At 51.7% G+C, this 16,224-nt stretch carries 16 protein-coding genes and 1 pseudogene; 6 read left to right on the top strand and 11 right to left on the bottom strand.

Translation table 11 applies throughout. The annotated features are described in order from the left end of the window. Nucleotide 1 precedes the first annotated feature (1 nt). Both rny and F4Z13_06875 read left to right on the top strand, forming a co-directional pair. On the top strand, nt 2-1,558 hold the full coding sequence (rny, locus tag F4Z13_06870) for a ribonuclease Y (protein MXZ48948.1): 1,557 nt from the start codon (nt 2-4) through the stop codon (nt 1,556-1,558). A 101-nt stretch (nt 1,559-1,659) separates the two neighbouring features. After that, entirely contained in the window at nt 1,660-2,112 is a 453-nt protein-coding gene (locus F4Z13_06875; GenBank protein MXZ48949.1) for a hypothetical protein, read from the top strand. A gap of 100 nt (nt 2,113-2,212) precedes the next feature. On the opposite strand, the gene F4Z13_06880 is transcribed toward F4Z13_06875, so the two are convergent. The 6 genes from F4Z13_06880 to F4Z13_06905 all read right to left on the bottom strand — a co-directional run bounded on the left by F4Z13_06880 (nt 2,213) and on the right by F4Z13_06905 (nt 8,059). Next, nucleotides 2,213-3,652 (bottom strand): 4Fe-4S binding protein, encoded by a 1,440-nt coding sequence (locus F4Z13_06880; protein ID MXZ48950.1) that lies wholly within the window; start codon nt 3,650-3,652, stop codon nt 2,213-2,215. Continuing rightward, nucleotides 3,607-4,881 (bottom strand): NAD(P)/FAD-dependent oxidoreductase, encoded by a 1,275-nt coding sequence (locus tag F4Z13_06885; protein ID MXZ48951.1) that lies wholly within the window; start codon nt 4,879-4,881, stop codon nt 3,607-3,609. The genes F4Z13_06880 and F4Z13_06885 overlap by 46 nt, the downstream gene beginning before the upstream one ends. Before the next feature lie 55 nt (nt 4,882-4,936). Next, nucleotides 4,937-6,271 carry a hypothetical protein gene (locus tag F4Z13_06890; protein ID MXZ48952.1) on the bottom strand — a complete coding sequence of 445 codons (1,335 nt, stop codon included), beginning with the start codon at nt 6,269-6,271 and terminating at the stop codon, nt 4,937-4,939. 52 nt (nt 6,272-6,323) lie between these two features. Further along, the gene (locus F4Z13_06895) at nt 6,324-6,713 is read right to left on the bottom strand and encodes an iron-sulfur cluster assembly scaffold protein (GenBank protein MXZ48953.1); all 390 of its coding nucleotides are present in this window, start codon (nt 6,711-6,713) and stop codon (nt 6,324-6,326) included. Beyond that, complete coding sequence (locus F4Z13_06900) at nt 6,710-7,135, bottom strand: SufE family protein (GenBank protein MXZ48954.1); 426 nt, start codon at nt 7,133-7,135, stop codon at nt 6,710-6,712. Before F4Z13_06900 ends, F4Z13_06895 begins: the two co-directional genes overlap by 4 nt. A gap of 81 nt (nt 7,136-7,216) precedes the next feature. Continuing rightward, nucleotides 7,217-8,059, bottom strand: coding sequence for a sulfurtransferase (locus F4Z13_06905; protein MXZ48955.1), 843 nt, complete (start codon nt 8,057-8,059; stop codon nt 7,217-7,219). Between the two features lie 182 nt (nt 8,060-8,241). On the opposite strand from F4Z13_06905, the gene F4Z13_06910 reads away from it, so the two are divergent. Both F4Z13_06910 and F4Z13_06915 read left to right on the top strand, forming a co-directional pair. Beyond that, nucleotides 8,242-8,451 carry a hypothetical protein gene (locus F4Z13_06910; protein ID MXZ48956.1) on the top strand — a complete coding sequence of 70 codons (210 nt, stop codon included), beginning with the start codon at nt 8,242-8,244 and terminating at the stop codon, nt 8,449-8,451. A gap of 29 nt (nt 8,452-8,480) precedes the next feature. After that, nucleotides 8,481-8,975 carry a hypothetical protein gene (locus F4Z13_06915; GenBank protein MXZ48957.1) on the top strand — a complete coding sequence of 165 codons (495 nt, stop codon included), beginning with the start codon at nt 8,481-8,483 and terminating at the stop codon, nt 8,973-8,975. On the opposite strand, the gene tmk is transcribed toward F4Z13_06915, so the two are convergent. The 3 genes from tmk to acs all read right to left on the bottom strand — a co-directional run bounded on the left by tmk (nt 8,976) and on the right by acs (nt 12,435). Beyond that, nucleotides 8,976-9,584 carry a dTMP kinase gene (tmk, locus tag F4Z13_06920; protein ID MXZ48958.1) on the bottom strand — a complete coding sequence of 203 codons (609 nt, stop codon included), beginning with the start codon at nt 9,582-9,584 and terminating at the stop codon, nt 8,976-8,978. It abuts the gene before it with no gap. Next, nucleotides 9,581-10,336 carry an rRNA pseudouridine synthase gene (locus F4Z13_06925; protein MXZ48959.1) on the bottom strand — a complete coding sequence of 252 codons (756 nt, stop codon included), beginning with the start codon at nt 10,334-10,336 and terminating at the stop codon, nt 9,581-9,583. Before F4Z13_06925 ends, tmk begins: the two co-directional genes overlap by 4 nt. Nucleotides 10,337-10,485: 149 nt before the next feature. Then, complete coding sequence (gene acs, locus F4Z13_06930) at nt 10,486-12,435, bottom strand: acetate--CoA ligase (GenBank protein ID MXZ48960.1); 1,950 nt, start codon at nt 12,433-12,435, stop codon at nt 10,486-10,488. A gap of 452 nt (nt 12,436-12,887) precedes the next feature. Here acs and F4Z13_06935 point away from each other — a divergent pair, with 452 nt between their 5' ends. After that, complete coding sequence (locus F4Z13_06935; protein ID MXZ48961.1) at nt 12,888-13,340, top strand: hypothetical protein; 453 nt, start codon at nt 12,888-12,890, stop codon at nt 13,338-13,340. Nucleotides 13,341-13,361: 21 nt separating this feature from the next. Here the strand turns inward: F4Z13_06935 and F4Z13_06940 are convergent, their stop codons facing one another. Together F4Z13_06940 and F4Z13_06945 are read right to left on the bottom strand one after the other, a co-directional pair. Next, on the bottom strand, nt 13,362-14,306 hold the full coding sequence (locus F4Z13_06940) for a hypothetical protein (GenBank protein MXZ48962.1): 945 nt from the start codon (nt 14,304-14,306) through the stop codon (nt 13,362-13,364). 212 nt (nt 14,307-14,518) lie between these two features. Next, nucleotides 14,519-15,462: pseudogene (locus F4Z13_06945) on the bottom strand (IS30 family transposase). Between the two features lie 106 nt (nt 15,463-15,568). On the opposite strand from F4Z13_06945, the gene F4Z13_06950 reads away from it, so the two are divergent. After that, nucleotides 15,569-16,117 (top strand): nucleotidyl transferase AbiEii/AbiGii toxin family protein, encoded by a 549-nt coding sequence (locus tag F4Z13_06950; protein MXZ48963.1) that lies wholly within the window; start codon nt 15,569-15,571, stop codon nt 16,115-16,117. Nucleotides 16,118-16,224: the final 107 nt, after the last annotated feature.

The following is a 16,224-nucleotide window of genomic DNA, read 5'->3' on the forward strand; positions in this document are numbered from 1 at the left end:
AATGCAAGCACAATCAATACTGCTGTTTTTGCTGCTCTTCGGACTTGGATTTGCCGCCCATTTCATCTACAAGATGATCAGGGAGAAAAACGGAATCAGCAAAAGCCAGAGTCAGGCCCAAATCATAATCGAAAAGGCCGAGAAACAGGCGGAAGAGATAAGAAACAGGGCCGAGAACAGGGCGAAGAAGCTCGTCAAGGACAGAAATTCCCAGATGCAGAAGATGTCGAGCGAAAAGCGCAGAGAGTTTTCCGCTACCGAAAAAAAGCTAAAGGCAAGGGAAGAAAAACTTGGCAAAGAATACGAGGAAATTGACAGAAAGAAGACGGAACTCGAGGAAGTACAGACGGATCTAGAGAGCAAGGACCTAGCTCTTGAGGAGAAGCAGAGAACTCTTGATGAAAACATCGAAGAGATAAAGGGAAAAATAGAGGAGGTGTCGGGTCTTACCCGCGAGTCAGCGAAAGCCGAACTGGTAAGACTGGTTGAGGACGATGCAAGACACGAGGCGGCGAAAAGACTCAAGCAGATAGAAGAAGAGTGCAATTCCTCGGCCGAGCGGAAGGCGAAAGACATAATATCCCTTGCCATACAGAGATATTCCGGAAGCTACACGAGCGAGAAAACGGTGTCGGTCGTCAATCTTCCGAGCGACGACGTAAAGGGAAGAATTATCGGGCGCGAAGGACGGAACATCCGCTCCATAGAGCTTCGTACCGGGGTGGACATCATTATTGACGACACGCCCGAGACGGTTGTGATTTCGTGCTTTAATCCCATCAGGCGGGAAGTGGCGAAAATTTCGCTTGAGCGGCTTATAGCAGACGGAAGAATTCACCCCGCAAGAATCGAGGAAGTGGTAACCGAGGTTGAAAAGGAAATAGAAAGGGAGATACAGAAAGAGGGGGAACAGGCTCTTTTTGATCTCGGCATAAGCGGCATGCACCCGGAACTGATAAACAAGCTTGGGATGCTTAAATACAGAACAAGTTACTCGCAGAACATACTCAATCACTCGATTGAGGTAGGGTTCATCTGCGGGATGCTCGCTTCCGAAATCGGTTACAACGAGAAGCTCGCTAAAAGAGCCGGGCTGCTCCACGACATAGGAAAAGCGGTTGATCACGAGGTTGAAGGCTCCCACGTGGACATAGGAGCGAACATCGTCAAAAAATATGGCGAACCCCCCGAAATTATTGACGCGCTTGAAAAAACCCATGACCCCCAACCCCAGGGAATCCTGCCGCTTCTCGTACAGGCAGCCGACGCCATCTCCGCCGCTCGTCCCGGCGCCCGGAGAGAAACGTATGAGAATTACGTGAAAAGGATCGAGAGCATAGAAGGCGTCGCGAGTTCTTTCCCGGGCGTTGAGAGATGTTATGCGATCCAGGCCGGAAGAGAGGTAAGGGTGATAGTGGAAAGCGACCAGGTGAGCGACGAGGAAGGAGCTATCCTTTCCCACGAAATAGCCAAGAAGATAGAAAAAGAGGTCGTTTATCCGGGTCAGATAAAAATCATGGTCATAAGGGAAAGCAGGGCAACGGCATATGCTTCATAGAGAACATAACGGCACTTCTGCCCCCGCCTTAAGGTTTATGGTATATTAGACACCACTTAAAGGGGAAAAACCGGCGGACGGGACTTCTCAAGGAGGATAAAATGTCACCACGAAGAAACGAGGAAGCGGAGAAAACACTCGAGCGGTTCAACAAGGAAGCGCTTGATTTCATGATTGAGAACCAGAGCAAAATCGCCTGCGCAATAGTCTACGCCCTGTCTCATCTGAACCAGCCGCTCATCGCGGGATACCAGCGCTATTTCAACAATAACGTAATCTTGAAATACGATTCAAAAACGGTATTTGCCCACAACCCAGATCTTCCAGATTTTCTGTGCGCGTATTTCATTTTAGTGAGAAAACCGGACAAGGCCGACAAAAAGGAAATCATTGAAGACTCCAAGATATACGTCAACAATTTCCTGGAGTTTAACATGGAGATACTTTCCGGTATATCCTGCTTCGTCTTTGACATAGAAAACGGCGAGGTAATCGAAAGAGTCGACCGAGGGAGAAAGGAAAGCATGGAATCCGTCGAGTTTCTCAATATCTGAGCGTTCCGCTATTTTGTCCTTTCGATTTAAAGACCGGGAAATGAAATTGACCTTGGAACTGTCTTGAGAATTCTTGGACTAGAGGTTTTGAGCGCTGAAACTAGACATGTTTCAGCGAGTCGATAAGAGCACCAAGCGGTTTGTCGGACCCAGAGAACCTGTCCTTGAAAGTTCCTCCGTTTTCAAGCTTAAGCACACCCCTTGGGCACACGGCTGCACACACTCCGCATCCGACGCACGACGCTCTCACTATGTTTTCGCCCTTCTGCGCGTAAGCCCTGACATCTATGCCCATCTCGCAGTAGGTGGAACAGTTCCCGCACGACATGCACTGGTCGCCGTTTGTGGTAATTCTGAACCTTGAAAGGTACCTCTGGAAAATCCCGAGGACGGCCGCCATAGGACAACCGAACCGACACCATACCCTGCTTCCCATTATGGGGTAGAAACCCACGCCTATGACCCCAGAAAAAATGGCCCCTATGTAGAACCCGTACCATTTCTTAAGAGACATCGAGGCTTCTCCGAACACCGCCCCCGATGTTGCGGAGTTAACCCAGAGAAGAACCGTCGTAACAACGATAAAAACCAGCACGGAATGAACGAGCCAGCGCTCTGTGCGCCACGCCTTTTTCGATTTGTCCGAGAGATGTCTAAACGGATCCCCCATGGTTTCCGCAAGCCCACCGCAGCCACAGACCCAGGAGCAGTACCATCTCTTGCCGAAATAGTAGGTAAGAAGCGGAGTGGCGATGAAGGTCATCACGGCCCCCCAGAAAATAAGGAACATTCCAAGTCCCCCGGGATGATTAACGAAATAGCTTAAAGTGCCCGGGAACAAGTATTCAGGTTTAAGCGGCCAAAAGTAGCTTAGGTAGAACTCGGGCTGGTTAAAGAGCATAAGTAGGTTGGGGATAAGAAAGGCGAACCCAAGCTGGAAAAACATAACGGAAGCCGTTCTTATTTTCTGGTAGCGATTATGCCTGTATTTCATGAACATTCTTACTCCGAAAATGAAAACGGCCAGGGTGTAGAGAAAACCGTAGAAAAACCAGTTGTTGGCAGGAGAACCTGAAAGGGCCAGAGAAAGCGGGTTTACGATCTTTATTCCCCCCGCCAAGTATTCGGGAAACCAGTAGAGAGCTATGTAGAAACCGGTGAACACAATGCCGACAAGCCAGCCGAGAACCCCTTTGTTGGTTAGCCCCCTGAAGTAGATGTTATCATGCTTGATTCCTGGAACAGTGCCCTTGAAGTTAAGATGAAAGTAAAACGCCGTACCGAAGAAGACAGGAAGGAATACCAGGAGAAATCCGGCCCATGTGCCGCCCGGAGGCATACCCATGGACTGAAGAGCAAACATCAGTATTCCGAAGCCCAAAACGGCAAGAGAAAGTTTCTCTCCGGTTCCAAGCGGCTTGTCCGGGGCCTTCTCCGGCTCCTCAAAACCAAGGGTTTCTTCATTAAAATCGTAATCTATAATTTTTTGTTCCATCAGGCAGCCTGTTTTCTTATTTCCTTTATTATTTCCGCCTCGCATTTTTCATAGAATTCCGGGTCGAAATTGGCATCCCCCAGATGATCGAGCACATAGTCAAGGGATCTCTTCTCCGCCACCCAGCTCTCGCAAACCCTGTGGCTGTAGCGAAGGCCCATGACGTTTATGCCGCAGACAACTCCGCCCTTCGTAACGATTCTTATTGAACGGCCGTGATCGGGATGCTCCCAGTAAAAATTGTCCTCCCCTTCAACGGGAAGGTTTCTCACTGTACCGTAAGTCTGGTACTCAAGATCGAAAAACTTGGCCGAGTTATACCATATCCCCGGGTCATACACGCTGTGTCGGCCGGCTATTACCTCTCCCGCCACTTTTCCCTGGTTCTTGCCCGTGTACCAGACCTGCTGAATAAGGTTCCTTCCCTCCCCCTCGGTGATTATCTCGGCGCAGTCCCCGGCAGCAAACACATCCGGGGTATCGGTCCTGAAGCTCCAGTCAACTAGGATCCCCCTCCCTGTCTTTATCCCGCTTGCCTTGGCAAGGGCTACGTTGGGACTTACCCCCGCAGTGAGACCGACGATCTGGCATTCTATGAATTCCTCTTCGTTAGTCACAACTCCCCGCACTCTTCCGGAATCGTCCCCTACTATCTCCTTAAGTTCCGTTAAGAGCCTGAGATCGATCCCCTGCTCCAGAATCACGCGGTTTATCATCCGCGATTCCTCAATCGGAAGAACGTTAGTCCAGTAGGACTCTTCTCTCACTAGGAATGTGACGTGGATATTGCGAGAATGGAGCATCTCGGCAAGTTCGATCCCGATCAGGCCCCCTCCGACTATAACGGCGCTTTGGGCTCCCTTTACGTTCTCGTAAAGAAGCCTGAGATCCATAAGGCTGTAGAGGCCCTGCACTCCTCCGAGATCCTGTCCGGGCCACCCGAACTTGTTTGATTTGGATCCCGTGGCGATAAGCAGCTTATCGAACGAAACGGGATCTTTTTCGTGCATAATGAGTTTTTTTCCGGCAGCATCGATTTCGGTAACCCAGCCCCTTACCAAATCAATGCGGTTTTTCCTCCAGAGACTGTCTTCGTAGGGCTTGGTGTCCTTGTAGCTCATGTGGCCCATGAATATGTACATAAGCGCCGGGCGGGAATAGTGAAAGGAGGATTCCCCCGAGATCACGACGATCTCCCAGTCGGGCTGGAGCCTGCGTATGCTCAGAGCAGCTGCAACTCCGGTCACCCCATTTCCGATAATCGCTACGCGCATGCCTAGTTTTCTCCCCTACCGCAAACCGAGTTAAACTCTACGCACAGGGCAGATGCTACTTCTCGAACCGCTCTCTCTGGTCCGGATTGTTCTCGAGAAAAGCTTGCAGATGCCTGTCCGAATAAGATCCCTTCGGGTAGTACTGGTCGTAGAAATCCACGTCTATGTGCATCGCCTGAAAAACTAATCTCATGTACATGGGATCAATAAACGCGGGAAATCTGCCGTAAGTGTCATAAATGTAGTTCGCAACATCCCTTACAATCTGCATGGTGGTCTCCGTCGGTCTTGGGGCCTTCATGAGATGCCTGTCGGGTTCCGTATAAGGAAAAGGCTTGTCGGACTCCCAGGCTTTCCACTTGTGGGCCAAGAAGTGATCAATCGCATCATCCATATTCTCGTAGTAAGGCGGACAGTAGGCTTCAAAAACCCCGTCCTTTCCCACGGGAACGGTAGTGGGAGGATCGATCGTACCCTTTTTCGGCTGGATGAACCGGAATCCGAGCCCTTTGAACAGGTTCGGGGCGGCTCCCATGGCAAATCTCGGTATGAAGCCCGTAAACGCCCATCCCGCAAGCCCGAGGGGCTGTAGGGCAAGGGCCATGTTCTGCGTAATAAACGCCTGCTCAACGTTAAGTCCCGTTAGGATTCTTACTTCAAGGTCAAACAGAGAAAGCTTGATTTCACCCTTGAGCCTGCCACTCTCCACCCACTTCTCAACGCCCGCGGGCTTCCCGGTAAGATCGTCGATAATCGTGAATCCGTAGCTGTGAGCACAGTAAAGGGTAAGAAGATTCAGATATTCCTCAGTTACGTCCGTGACCGGAACAAAAAGCGTGGAGCCGGGCTTGTTTGCATTCCACTGGTTAAACTCGAAAAGCCCCGGCATCTTATCGGGCATGTCCGCCCTTCCGTCCTCAAGTTTGTTAAGGCTTTCCCTGTAAAGTTCTAGGACCCTAGCGATTTTCTCCTCGCGGGAGAGCTTGAAAAACAGATCGATCTCATGCTCCTTGGGAAGCATGTTCTTCACGTCCACGTGGTAGAGGCCGTTGTCGTTTGTGAAAAAAAGCTCAGTCCCGTGGTTATTGCACGCAGAAGGCCAGGTTCTTCCCGTCCACTGGCAGAGAAGGTCTATCCCGTTCTCCGGCGGCAAGTCGGCCAAGCAAAGCCCGGTGAGCCCCGTTCCGGCCCACACCAGAAGTGCTTCCTCCACCTCGGTAAGGGGCACGGGATCATATTTCGACTTGAACTCAAGGGTGCTGTCCTTAAGCTCCATTCCAAGGCCGAATCTTCTTGAGCGCCTGTTGAATATGGAATCGAAAAGCGGGTACTTAAGCGCTTCCTCAATTCTCTCGTTCAGAACCGTTTTGTCGAGTTTGCCGTTTTTCATCGTTTGAATCTCCTTGAGTCTGGCTGAGTGATAAAGTGAATTATACCAAAAATCAAGCGGTTTTTCCCCTCTCGAAATCCCTTGCCCATGATTTGAGGGTTTCAAGGGCAAGGCGGCTGCACTTCGGGCGGGTTACCATGATATCCTTGCCGAGAAGTTCCCTGAGGTAGTCGGAGTCGAGCTCTCCGAGCTGCTCCACAGTCTTCCCCTTTATAAATTCCGTAAGAAGGGAAGCCGCAGCCTGGCTTATCGTGCAGCCCTCCCCGTCAAAACTTATATCTTCTATGACGCCCCCATCGGCTGTGCGGATATAGATATTCAGAGTGTCTCCGCAATTGGGGTTGCCTCCCCTAAGAGTCACCGTGGGGCTCTCAAGCGGGCCGAAGTTTCTCGGATTTTCGTAGTGATCCATGATCATTTTCATTCTTTCTTCTTCAATCATGTGACCGCACCATGCCTTTTTACCTCGCTTTTTATCCTAGCGTAAACCGCGCTGAGACCCCTTACTCTTCTTATCCCGAGTTTCTGGGCCACTCCGAGCTGGGAGATAAAGTCCACCGGCGCGGATTCGATCTCCTCAGGGCTCAGACCGTCAAAGGCGCTCACGAGAATCGACACAAGCCCCCTCACGGTCGGAAACGGTTCCGGGACGTCAGCGAATATGCGTGCCTTGCCGTTTTCTATCTCGACCCAGATAAAAACCGGGGTTTCACACTCGTGCACCTGGTAGAGGTCTCTGTCCATACGTTCGGCGAACCTCCTCGGAATCTCAGGAAGGTCTTCCGAATAATCTATCAGGAGCTCTATCATTTCCTGACGGTCCGCCCCTTGAAATTCCCTGACTATTTTATCTATGCTGGCCATTTCCCCGCAATTTCAAAAAAAAAAGGATGCGGACCCGTAAGACCACATCCTTTTTCATTCACGCAAAAAACGTTTCTCCTTTTATTTTTCTATCGGAGCCCTTACAAGGTTCCCCCACTCGGTCCACGAGCCGTCGTAATTCCTGACGTTTTCAAACCCGAGAAGGTAGGTAAGGACAAACCAAGTGTGAGAAGAGCGCTCCCCTATCCTGCAGTAGGCAATCACGTCCTGATCCTTGCTTAGCCCCTGCCCCTTTTCGTATATCTCGACAAGCTCATCGGCCGAGCGGAAAGTTCCGTCCTCATTTGCGGCCGTAGCCCAAGGGACGTTTACCGCGCCCGGAATATGTCCTCCGCGAAGCGCGCCTTCCTGAGGGTAAGCCTCCATGTGAAGAAGTTCTCCCGAATATTCCTTCGGGGAACGAACATCGACAAGCGGCTTGCCCGAGTTCATGTGTCCAAGAACGTCATCGCGAAAAGCCCTTATCGACTCATCAACAGCCGATACCTTGTAATCGGTCTTCGGTCTTTCGGAAACCTCTTTTACCATATCTCTTCCCTCGTCGACCCATTTCTGCCTGCCGCCGTCCATTATAAGGCACTTTTCATGTCCAAGCACCTTGAAGGTCCAGAACGCGTAGCAGGCCCACCAGTTGCTTCTGTCCCCGTAGAAAACCACCGCGTGGTCGTTTGAAATGCCTTTTTCCGAAAGCAGTGCCTCAAAATCCTCCCTGCTCACGTAGTCCCTTATAAGCTGATCCTGAAGCTCGGTCTGCCAGTCGAATTTTACTGAATTTCTTATGTGTCCTATCTCGTAAAGCAGTATGTCCTCATCCGACTCAACTATAACGATATCGGAATCATCGATATGCTCCTCTACCCAATCCGTGTTCACCAAAACATCCGGGTTTGCGTAATCCGCCATTTCTGAAACCTCCGTTCGGCCGCGGAACTTCGCGGCCTTTTACAATATCTAGATAATTATAAATACACGGGACCGGGTTTTCAAGGAATCCCCAAGGGACCGCCGGGCCCTGCGGGAAACTTGATTTTCGGGGGAGATTGCGTGATAATTCTTTGGTACGCACAGTCTCAGGAAACCTTAAAATGGCGGAAACAGAAGAGCAGGAAACAGAAGAAATGGCGGAGCAGGAAACCGAGGCGCCGGATGAAAACGAAGTTGCCCCAATAATCTGGTCCCAGAAAAGGGTTCCGAACATAGAAAAGGGATATAACCCAAGCGTGCCTTTTTACATGATGGGAATCTTCGTCGCGCTCATAATCCTGAGCGTGATTTTCGCCAAGATCACATCCTGAGCGCACAATCCCACCCCTCGCCCAGAACCATGGACAGGAAAAATCGCGCCCCATCCGTCTCAAAGAACCAAAGCGCCCTGAAAATAGTCTGGTCCGCCCTGCTGCTTGCCATGTTTGCCTACACCGCGGTGGTCTTCGTTTTCAAATCACCCGAGGCGCCGGATGTCAGAGAAAGCGTAAAGGCAATATTTCTTCTTGGAGGAGCGGTGCTTGGAGTAATTTCCCTTCTCATATACAGATTTACCCTCTCTGAGAAATCGCTTCGCAAGAAATTTCTCTCAACGCAGGGCCAGGAGCCGGGGAAAAGGCTAGAGGAACTCTCAAACCGTCTCTTGCTCCCACACGTGGTTCCCTGGGGAATAAACGAGACCGTTGTGCTGCTTGGATTCGTACTCGCGTTTTTAAGCAAAAATCCCCAAGATATGATTCCTTTCTCAATAATAGGAATCATCCTGCATATCTACATGTATCCTAGAGTGGAACAGCTTGTCGAGAGGACAAAAGATTCGGTTCAAGACGCATGATCACTCAAAAAAGCGCCTTATCTCCATCTGGGTCGCCTCGAGGGAACCGGAAGCTTCTATTACTTTGATCCTTGGGATCCCTTTTTCAATCAGTTGTCTGTAACCCTCATCCACTCGGCTATGGAACTCAAACGGCTCCTCGTCCATCTTGTTCCTTTCTTTGCCGCGGTCCTTGAGTCTCAAAAGCGCCTGCTCAACCGGTACCGAAAGAAAAAAGGTGACGTCGGGCTCAACACCGAGGCTTGATGCCACGGCCATGCGGAGAACCAGATCAGGGTCAAGCTCCCTTCCCGAGCCTTGGTAAGCAAGGGTCGAATCGTAGTACCTGTCGCAAATGACCGTGTAACCGTCTTTTAGTTTCGGCAGTATGAGCTCCCTTACGTGCTGGGCCCTGTCTGCGCAGAAAAGACAGAGTTCGGCGTAGGGCTGAATATCGATATCTCTCCGGTCGAGAATCTCATTTCTTATCGCCTCGCCGAGTTTGCCCTCGCCCGGTTCCTTGGTAAAAAACACCTTGGTCCCCTTGCTGGAGAGGTAATCGGCTAGAAGCCTCGCCTGGGTCGATTTGCCGCTTCCGTCTATTCCCTCGAATGTGATAAACCTGCTCACACTGCGCCTCCCGGGGTTTTCTTTTGATCTCGAGACAAAAGTCCCGTCATCTTCCTGAGGTTCTTGATTTCCCCGGGGTTCAGGTCACGCCACTCCCCCTTTCCAAGCTCGCCGAGACGTACGTTACCACACGAAATTCTCTTAAGCCTAGCAACCCGAAGGCCAAAGGCCTCAAAGTACTTTTTCACAAGGTGCTTTCTCCCCTCGTGAAACGAAATGCTTGCCCGCACGCGCCCAGGGGACACTTGAAGAACACTCACTGAATCCGGCTTCGTAAACCGTTTTTCAATTTCCACTCCTCCACCAAGTACCGCTTCGAGATCATCCGGCACATCCCCCGAAACCTCGGCCAGATAAGTTTTTACCACCTTGTACCTGGGGTGATGTATTCTGTTTGCAAGTTCCCCGTCGTTTGTGAGAATTAGAAGTCCCTCAGAGTCGTAGTCAAGCCTGCCAACGGGATAAACCCTTTGCTCTATACCTCCCAGGAAGGACGTTATCGTTTTCTTTCCATCTTCCATGGACTTGAGGGAAGTGAGGTAAAAGGGAGGCTTGTTAAGCATCACGTATCTTTTCCTTTCCTTGCGCACGGGTTTTCCGTCAAGCGCTACCATGTCGGCAGTCTCGTCCACCACGGAACCGAGAGTACGAACAACCTTCCCGTTTACAGTCATCCGTCCCGCTTTTATAAGGTTATCCGCTTTTCTTCTTGATGTTATTCCGCACTCGGAAAGAAATCTGTTAAGTCTCATATGAAATGTCGAGATTTCGTTCTCAACCGTTCGCCCTGTCACATCCCATTTACAATCATGGAACGCAACTCCAGATTTGTAAAGTTTTTTTGCTGCTCTCCATTTAGCAAGAAGTCTGAAAACCGGCGGGTCGGGCCATTTACTGCCGTTCAGCGGTTCATCCGGTTATCAATCAGATTGTCAACCACCGATGGATCGGCAAGCGTTGAAGTATCGCCAAGATCAGCATAATCGTTGGCGGCAATGCGGCGCAGGATCCGGCGCATTATTTTGCCCGAGCGGGTTTTCGGAAGACCCGGAGCCCACTGTATAAGATCGGGAGAGGCGATCGGCCCTATTTCCTTTCTTACCCACTTAACCAACTCGCCGCGAAGTTCTTCTGAAGGCTCGGAATCGGCGTTAAGTGTCACGTAGGCATAGATGCCCTGGCCCTTTATCTCGTGTGGGTAGCCCACCACCGCTGCCTCGGCGACGCTTCCGTGCGACACCAAAGCGCTTTCCACCTCGGCTGTGCCCATCCGATGACCGGACACATTTATAACATCATCGACGCGCCCAGTGATCCAGTGATAACCGTCTTCGTCGCGACGGCAACCGTCGCCGGTAAAATACTTGCCCGGATAGGCGGTAAAATAAGTTTCGACAAAACGGTCGTGATCTCCGTAAACCGTACGCGCCTGTCCCGGCCATGAATCGGCTATGCAGAGATTTCCCTCAGCCGCGCCTTCTAAGACGCTACCTTCTGAGTCAACCAGTTCCGGACGGATCCCGAAAAACGGCAGTGTGGCTGAACCCGGCTTTAGGTCCGTTACACCGGGAAGCGGGGTTATCAGAACGCCTCCGGTCTCAGTCTGCCACCAAGTGTCCACTATGGGACAGCGGCCATCGCCGACAACTTCGTAGTACCACATCCAAGCTTCGGGATTGATCGGTTCTCCCACGGTACCAAGAACGCGAAGCGAGGCACGGGAGGTTTCCTTAACCGGCCCGTCTCCCTCGCGCATAAGCGCCCGGATAGCCGTGGGGGCCGTGTAGAAAATACTGATGTTGTGCTTGTCGCAAACTCTCCAGAAACGTGACATGTCCGGATAACCCGGAACCCCTTCAAACATCACAGTGGTAGCGCCGTTTGCAAGCGGTCCGTAGACGATGTAGCTGTGGCCGGTGACCCAGCCGACGTCAGCCGTACACCAGTAGACCTCTCCTTCGTGGTAATCGAACACGTACTGGTGAGTTATCGAAGCGTAAACAAGGTAGCCACCGGTTGTGTGCAAAACCCCCTTGGGCTTTCCGGTCGAACCCGAGGTGTAGAGAATGAAAAGCGGATCCTCAGCGCCCATTTCCTCGGCCGCACAGTCATCGGAAACCTCCGCCGCGGCCTCATGATACCAGACGTCCCGCTCACCGTCCCAGGGAACGTCCGCCCCGGTACGGCACACTACCAATACCTTTTTTACGATCGAGTCCACAGCACCGTCCTCAAGCGCCCTGTCCATGTTTACCTTAAGAGGCACCCTGCGAGCGCCGCGAAGCCCCTCGTCCGCCGTAATGACTATCTCCGATTCACAGTCAGAGATCCTCCCCCCAAGCGCCTGCGGCGAAAAACCTCCGAACACTACCGAATGGATGGCGCCGATACGCGCACACGCAAGCATGGCGAAGGCAGCCTCGGGAATCATCGGCATGTATATGGTTACCCTGTCACCCTTGCGAGCGCCGAGAGACTTAAGCACGTTAGCCATGCGACAGACTTCGCTCTTAAGTTCCGCATAAGTGAACTTCCTGTCTTCAGCAGGGTCGTCCCCCTCCCATATGATTGCGATCTTGTCAGGGGTTTTCTCCGCGTGGCGGTCAACGCAGTTTGCCGACACGTTAAGGGTCCCGTCGTAGAACCACCTGATTGACACTTCCCCAGGACCGTAGCTTGTGTCCTTTACCTTGGTATAGGGCCTGATCCAGTCAATCCGCTTGCCATGGGCGCCCCAGAATCCCTCGGGATCCCTGACCGACTGACGATACATCCAGTTATATTCGTCCCTGTTTACCATGGCTCCTTCGGTAACAGCTTCTGAGGGTGGAAAAACTTTCGGTTTTGACATGAATTTCCTCCTGACTAATAAACTTCCATTGTGATTATCCCGAGTTTTAAAACCGCCGTGCTTGTACGGAAATTCCAAGGGACAAAACAGCCGAATCTTGGGGAACCGTAGAGGTAGTCATTTAATATTTAAGGGCTTTATATATCAAGCAGTTACGCTCGATCCTAGGCTTCAAGATGCTGAGTCGTATTGTAACTCCTGTGCTTTGAATTGACAATGTCTGAACTAATTTATTCAAAATTCGGTCAATTCAATTGACTCCTTACACACTCCTTGCAGATGCCTTGACGGTCGTGGGGCAAGCATTTAAATTAGCACCAACCGACCATTTCGAAGGAAATCAAGACATGTCTTGGCAAAGAATAAGCAGGTTCACTCTCTGTCTCTTGCTCCTGTCCGCAACAGCATGCGGACAAGGCCCAGACGGTAACCCGGACGGTACCATCTCAAGCATGGCCCCCGCTGACACGGACGACCGCCCGCTCGAGGGGGCAGTCGTCATCAACGATGTGGCCAGAACCATCGCACTCGAGGAAAGCGATGCGTATGAACTCGAAATAGACGGCGAGCATGCGCCGGTCATCGAAAACGACACGCTGACCCTCACGGTATCGTACAGCGGCGGTTGTGAAACACACGATTTCACCCTCGTCACGGACGGCAGCTTCATGGGATCAGATCCCGTCCATCTCGTCGTCACCCTGACACATGACGACAACGATGACACGTGCGAGGCGTACCCGACAGATCACTATTCTTTTGACCTGACGTCCATAAAGACGCTGTATCAGGAAGCCTATGGGACAGACGAAAGTTCCATTATTCCGCGTCTGTGGCACTTGGGCCACCCCAGTGATTCTATCGACGCTGGCTTTCTCAACCTCGTCTACACTGTTGCGCCATGATTTTGATAAACCCGCCTCGCCTCAATGCGTCTTGTCTTCTGCCAAGTGTCTTTTAAGCGAGACCGCGAGAAGCAGTGCCAACGCGCCCAGAAACAGGCCGAACGCGCTGCCGCTATCACTTCCTCCAAGAGTGCAGCCTCCACCGCCGTCGGTATCCACCTCCCCGGTTTCCGTTTCTTCCAGCGGCGGAATGACGTTGTTGAGAGTGAAGCTCAACCTTGCCATGCACACGTCGGAGAACCTGCCCTGTCCCCTGAGACTTGTGATGTCTCCCTGTGGACTGGTAGCGCTATTGCTCAGTGAAAATTCCTCCCCGTTCTCAGTTCCGGCGTCATAGGAAAACAGGTCTACCGTGTGAGAGGGTAGCCAGTCATCCGATTCATCCAGCAAAGATAGAGCGGAGACGCCCACAAACCAGTCCGGGCTAGGACCGATCATCGATAGAAGGGTAAGCAGGGGATGAGTACGGCTGAATTCGACTTCAAATGTCCTCGTACCCGTGGCAGAGGTGCCGCTTTTCTTGACGATGGATATTACAGTTCCTTCTTCGGCATTGCTGATTTCTGTCTCAAACGTACCCGTGATGCCAAGCTCCGCCACCTTCTCCACGCCAGCAGTGGCCATCTCACCCACTGCCCAGAAAGTCACATCGCTGTTGTGTACGGCGCCGATTAGCGTCGTGAAATGCGCACCGCCCACAACCCCGTCGGGCGTGCTGTCGGTGTTCCAGTTACCTTCAAACGTTACCGTGTAGGTGGCCGATTCCGAGTCGGTCTGTGCGCGGGCCGGTCCCGTCGGCGCGCCGAGTATGATGGTGGCAAGGAGGAAAAGGCCCGTTGCGATGCGCCAAGGACCGCAAAAGATGCGGGAGAAGTTCGGTAGAGGTGCGCGCTCGCGCATGCGGATACTGTCCCGACGCGGCGGAACGGACGTACCCGACAGTCTTCCTGACTCCGATGAAACCATTTCAAGTAAAACAGTACCCTGAACCTAGCATACTTTCGAACAAGGTGCCCCGCGGTTCCTCTCATAAATCCTCGCTACAATCCTCGCTACATTCCTCGCTACATTCCTTGACAAAACGCTCCCCGTATAAGATACTTAGAGGCGGGGTTGGTGGTGTTGAAATTGATTCCGCGCGGGAAGCGCAACGGGTGGTTTCTTTATATGACGTGCTTTCAAGTTTGAAACGCAACAGGTGGATCAGTGCCGAAGAATACCTGATTTGGTGTTTTGAAGCCAAGGCATTGTCTCGGTCTGTTGTTCAATTTGTCCATAACTCTGTCTGCATCCTCCTGGGTCAGTTCTCCGAAGTTCATTCCCTTTGGGAAGTACTGCCTTATGAGTCCGTTTGCGTTTTCACAGGACCCTCTCTCCCACGAGTGGTAAGGATGGGCGAAGTACCACCGCGCCGAGAGCTCGCTTGAGAGTTCCTCATGCAGCGCGAACTCCTTTCCGTTATCGCACGTCACTGTCTCGAAGCGCTTGCGCATGGGCAAAGCCCCCTCGAGTATGGCCTGGGAGACAGATCTGGCTTTTCTGTCCTCAGAGACCAGTATCATGCAATAGCGGGACTTGCGCTCGGCGAGGGTTACAATCACCTTGCCTTTTTTTCTTGAACCAAGCACAGTGTCGGCTTCCCAGTCTCCCAAGCGAGAGCGCTCATCCACCACACTGGGGCGCTCCGTTATGCAGACGCGGTTTTTTATATGTCCCCTGCGCAAGGGCGCTCCGTAGCGTTTTCTGCGCTTGTTGCGGCAGCGAAGGTGGGTGTGGAGATCCCCTCCGCTCATCTTGTCTTCTTTCACGTGCTTATAGATGCTCTCGTGGCTTACCCTGAGCCCCTCGTTTCGGGCAAGCCAGCAGCTTATCTGCTGGGGGCTCCAGTCTTCTCTGAGCAGCAGTTCCACGCGAATCCAGATTTGTTGCGCCTGGCATCCGCAAGCCTCTGCGCCTGCTTGGGACGATAACCCCGCCGGCCTCGATTGCGACTGAGTTCCCTGCTTATGGTGGACTTGTGCACCCCCAGGTGCCTTGCGACCTGAGTCTGGTTGTGCCCTGCTTTGCGCAGGATGTAAATCTGGTATCTTTGTTCCAGGGTAAGTTGCTTTGGTTTTCTCATTCAAACGCTCCTTTTGATCTGGTCGTTAAAAGAGAGTTGCGAAGATTATCGCAACTTGCCCTTTTAATCTACATCAAAAGTTGCGTTTCAAACTTGAAAGCACGATATAGAGAAAGACTTCTGGGTCTGTCTGGTTCTTGACGCACTTTACAACGGCCTTCCCGAGGGACACCCGAAACTGCTTTTCAAAGGCGGAACATCTCTTTCAAAGGCTTTTGGCCTCGTACAGCGATTCTCAGAAGATGTAGACATAGTCGTCTATCGCAAAGGTCTTGGATTTGAAGGAGAAAGAGACCCTACTGTTGTAAGTAATCTTTCGAACAAAAAACGAAAAAAACTCTTTGAAGAACTCAGATTGGCATGCAGCAGCTATATCCTTGAAGACATGAGAACAGATATCGCCAGATCGGCACTGTCCGATACAGGTCTGCTGGATGATGTGCGAGCCCATAACATGCTGGCTTTCCGTCAGGCATGGAAGAAGCTTGAAGAGGCCGTACCCGGGTCTCTCAGACTGCTTCCGCAGGCAGAACCGCGCAGGATAATTAAACAGGATTACGCGGAAATGCAGGGAATGCTTTTTGGCACTCCTCCGGGTTTCGGATGGATAATGGAGCAACTCGAATATGCTGAATCCATGATCAACAAGGCCTGATATGCCGAGGGTCAGGGTTCCCGCGCACATAAAAGATTGAAATGCCTGTCCGTTGTGTTTTATTAATCCGAAACCCGGATACTTTTCACTTGGGAACCGGAAATTAT

This window comes from Candidatus Dadabacteria bacterium (assembly GCA_009837205.1).
GTDB lineage: Bacteria > Desulfobacterota_D > UBA1144 > Nemesobacterales > Nemesobacteraceae > Nemesobacter.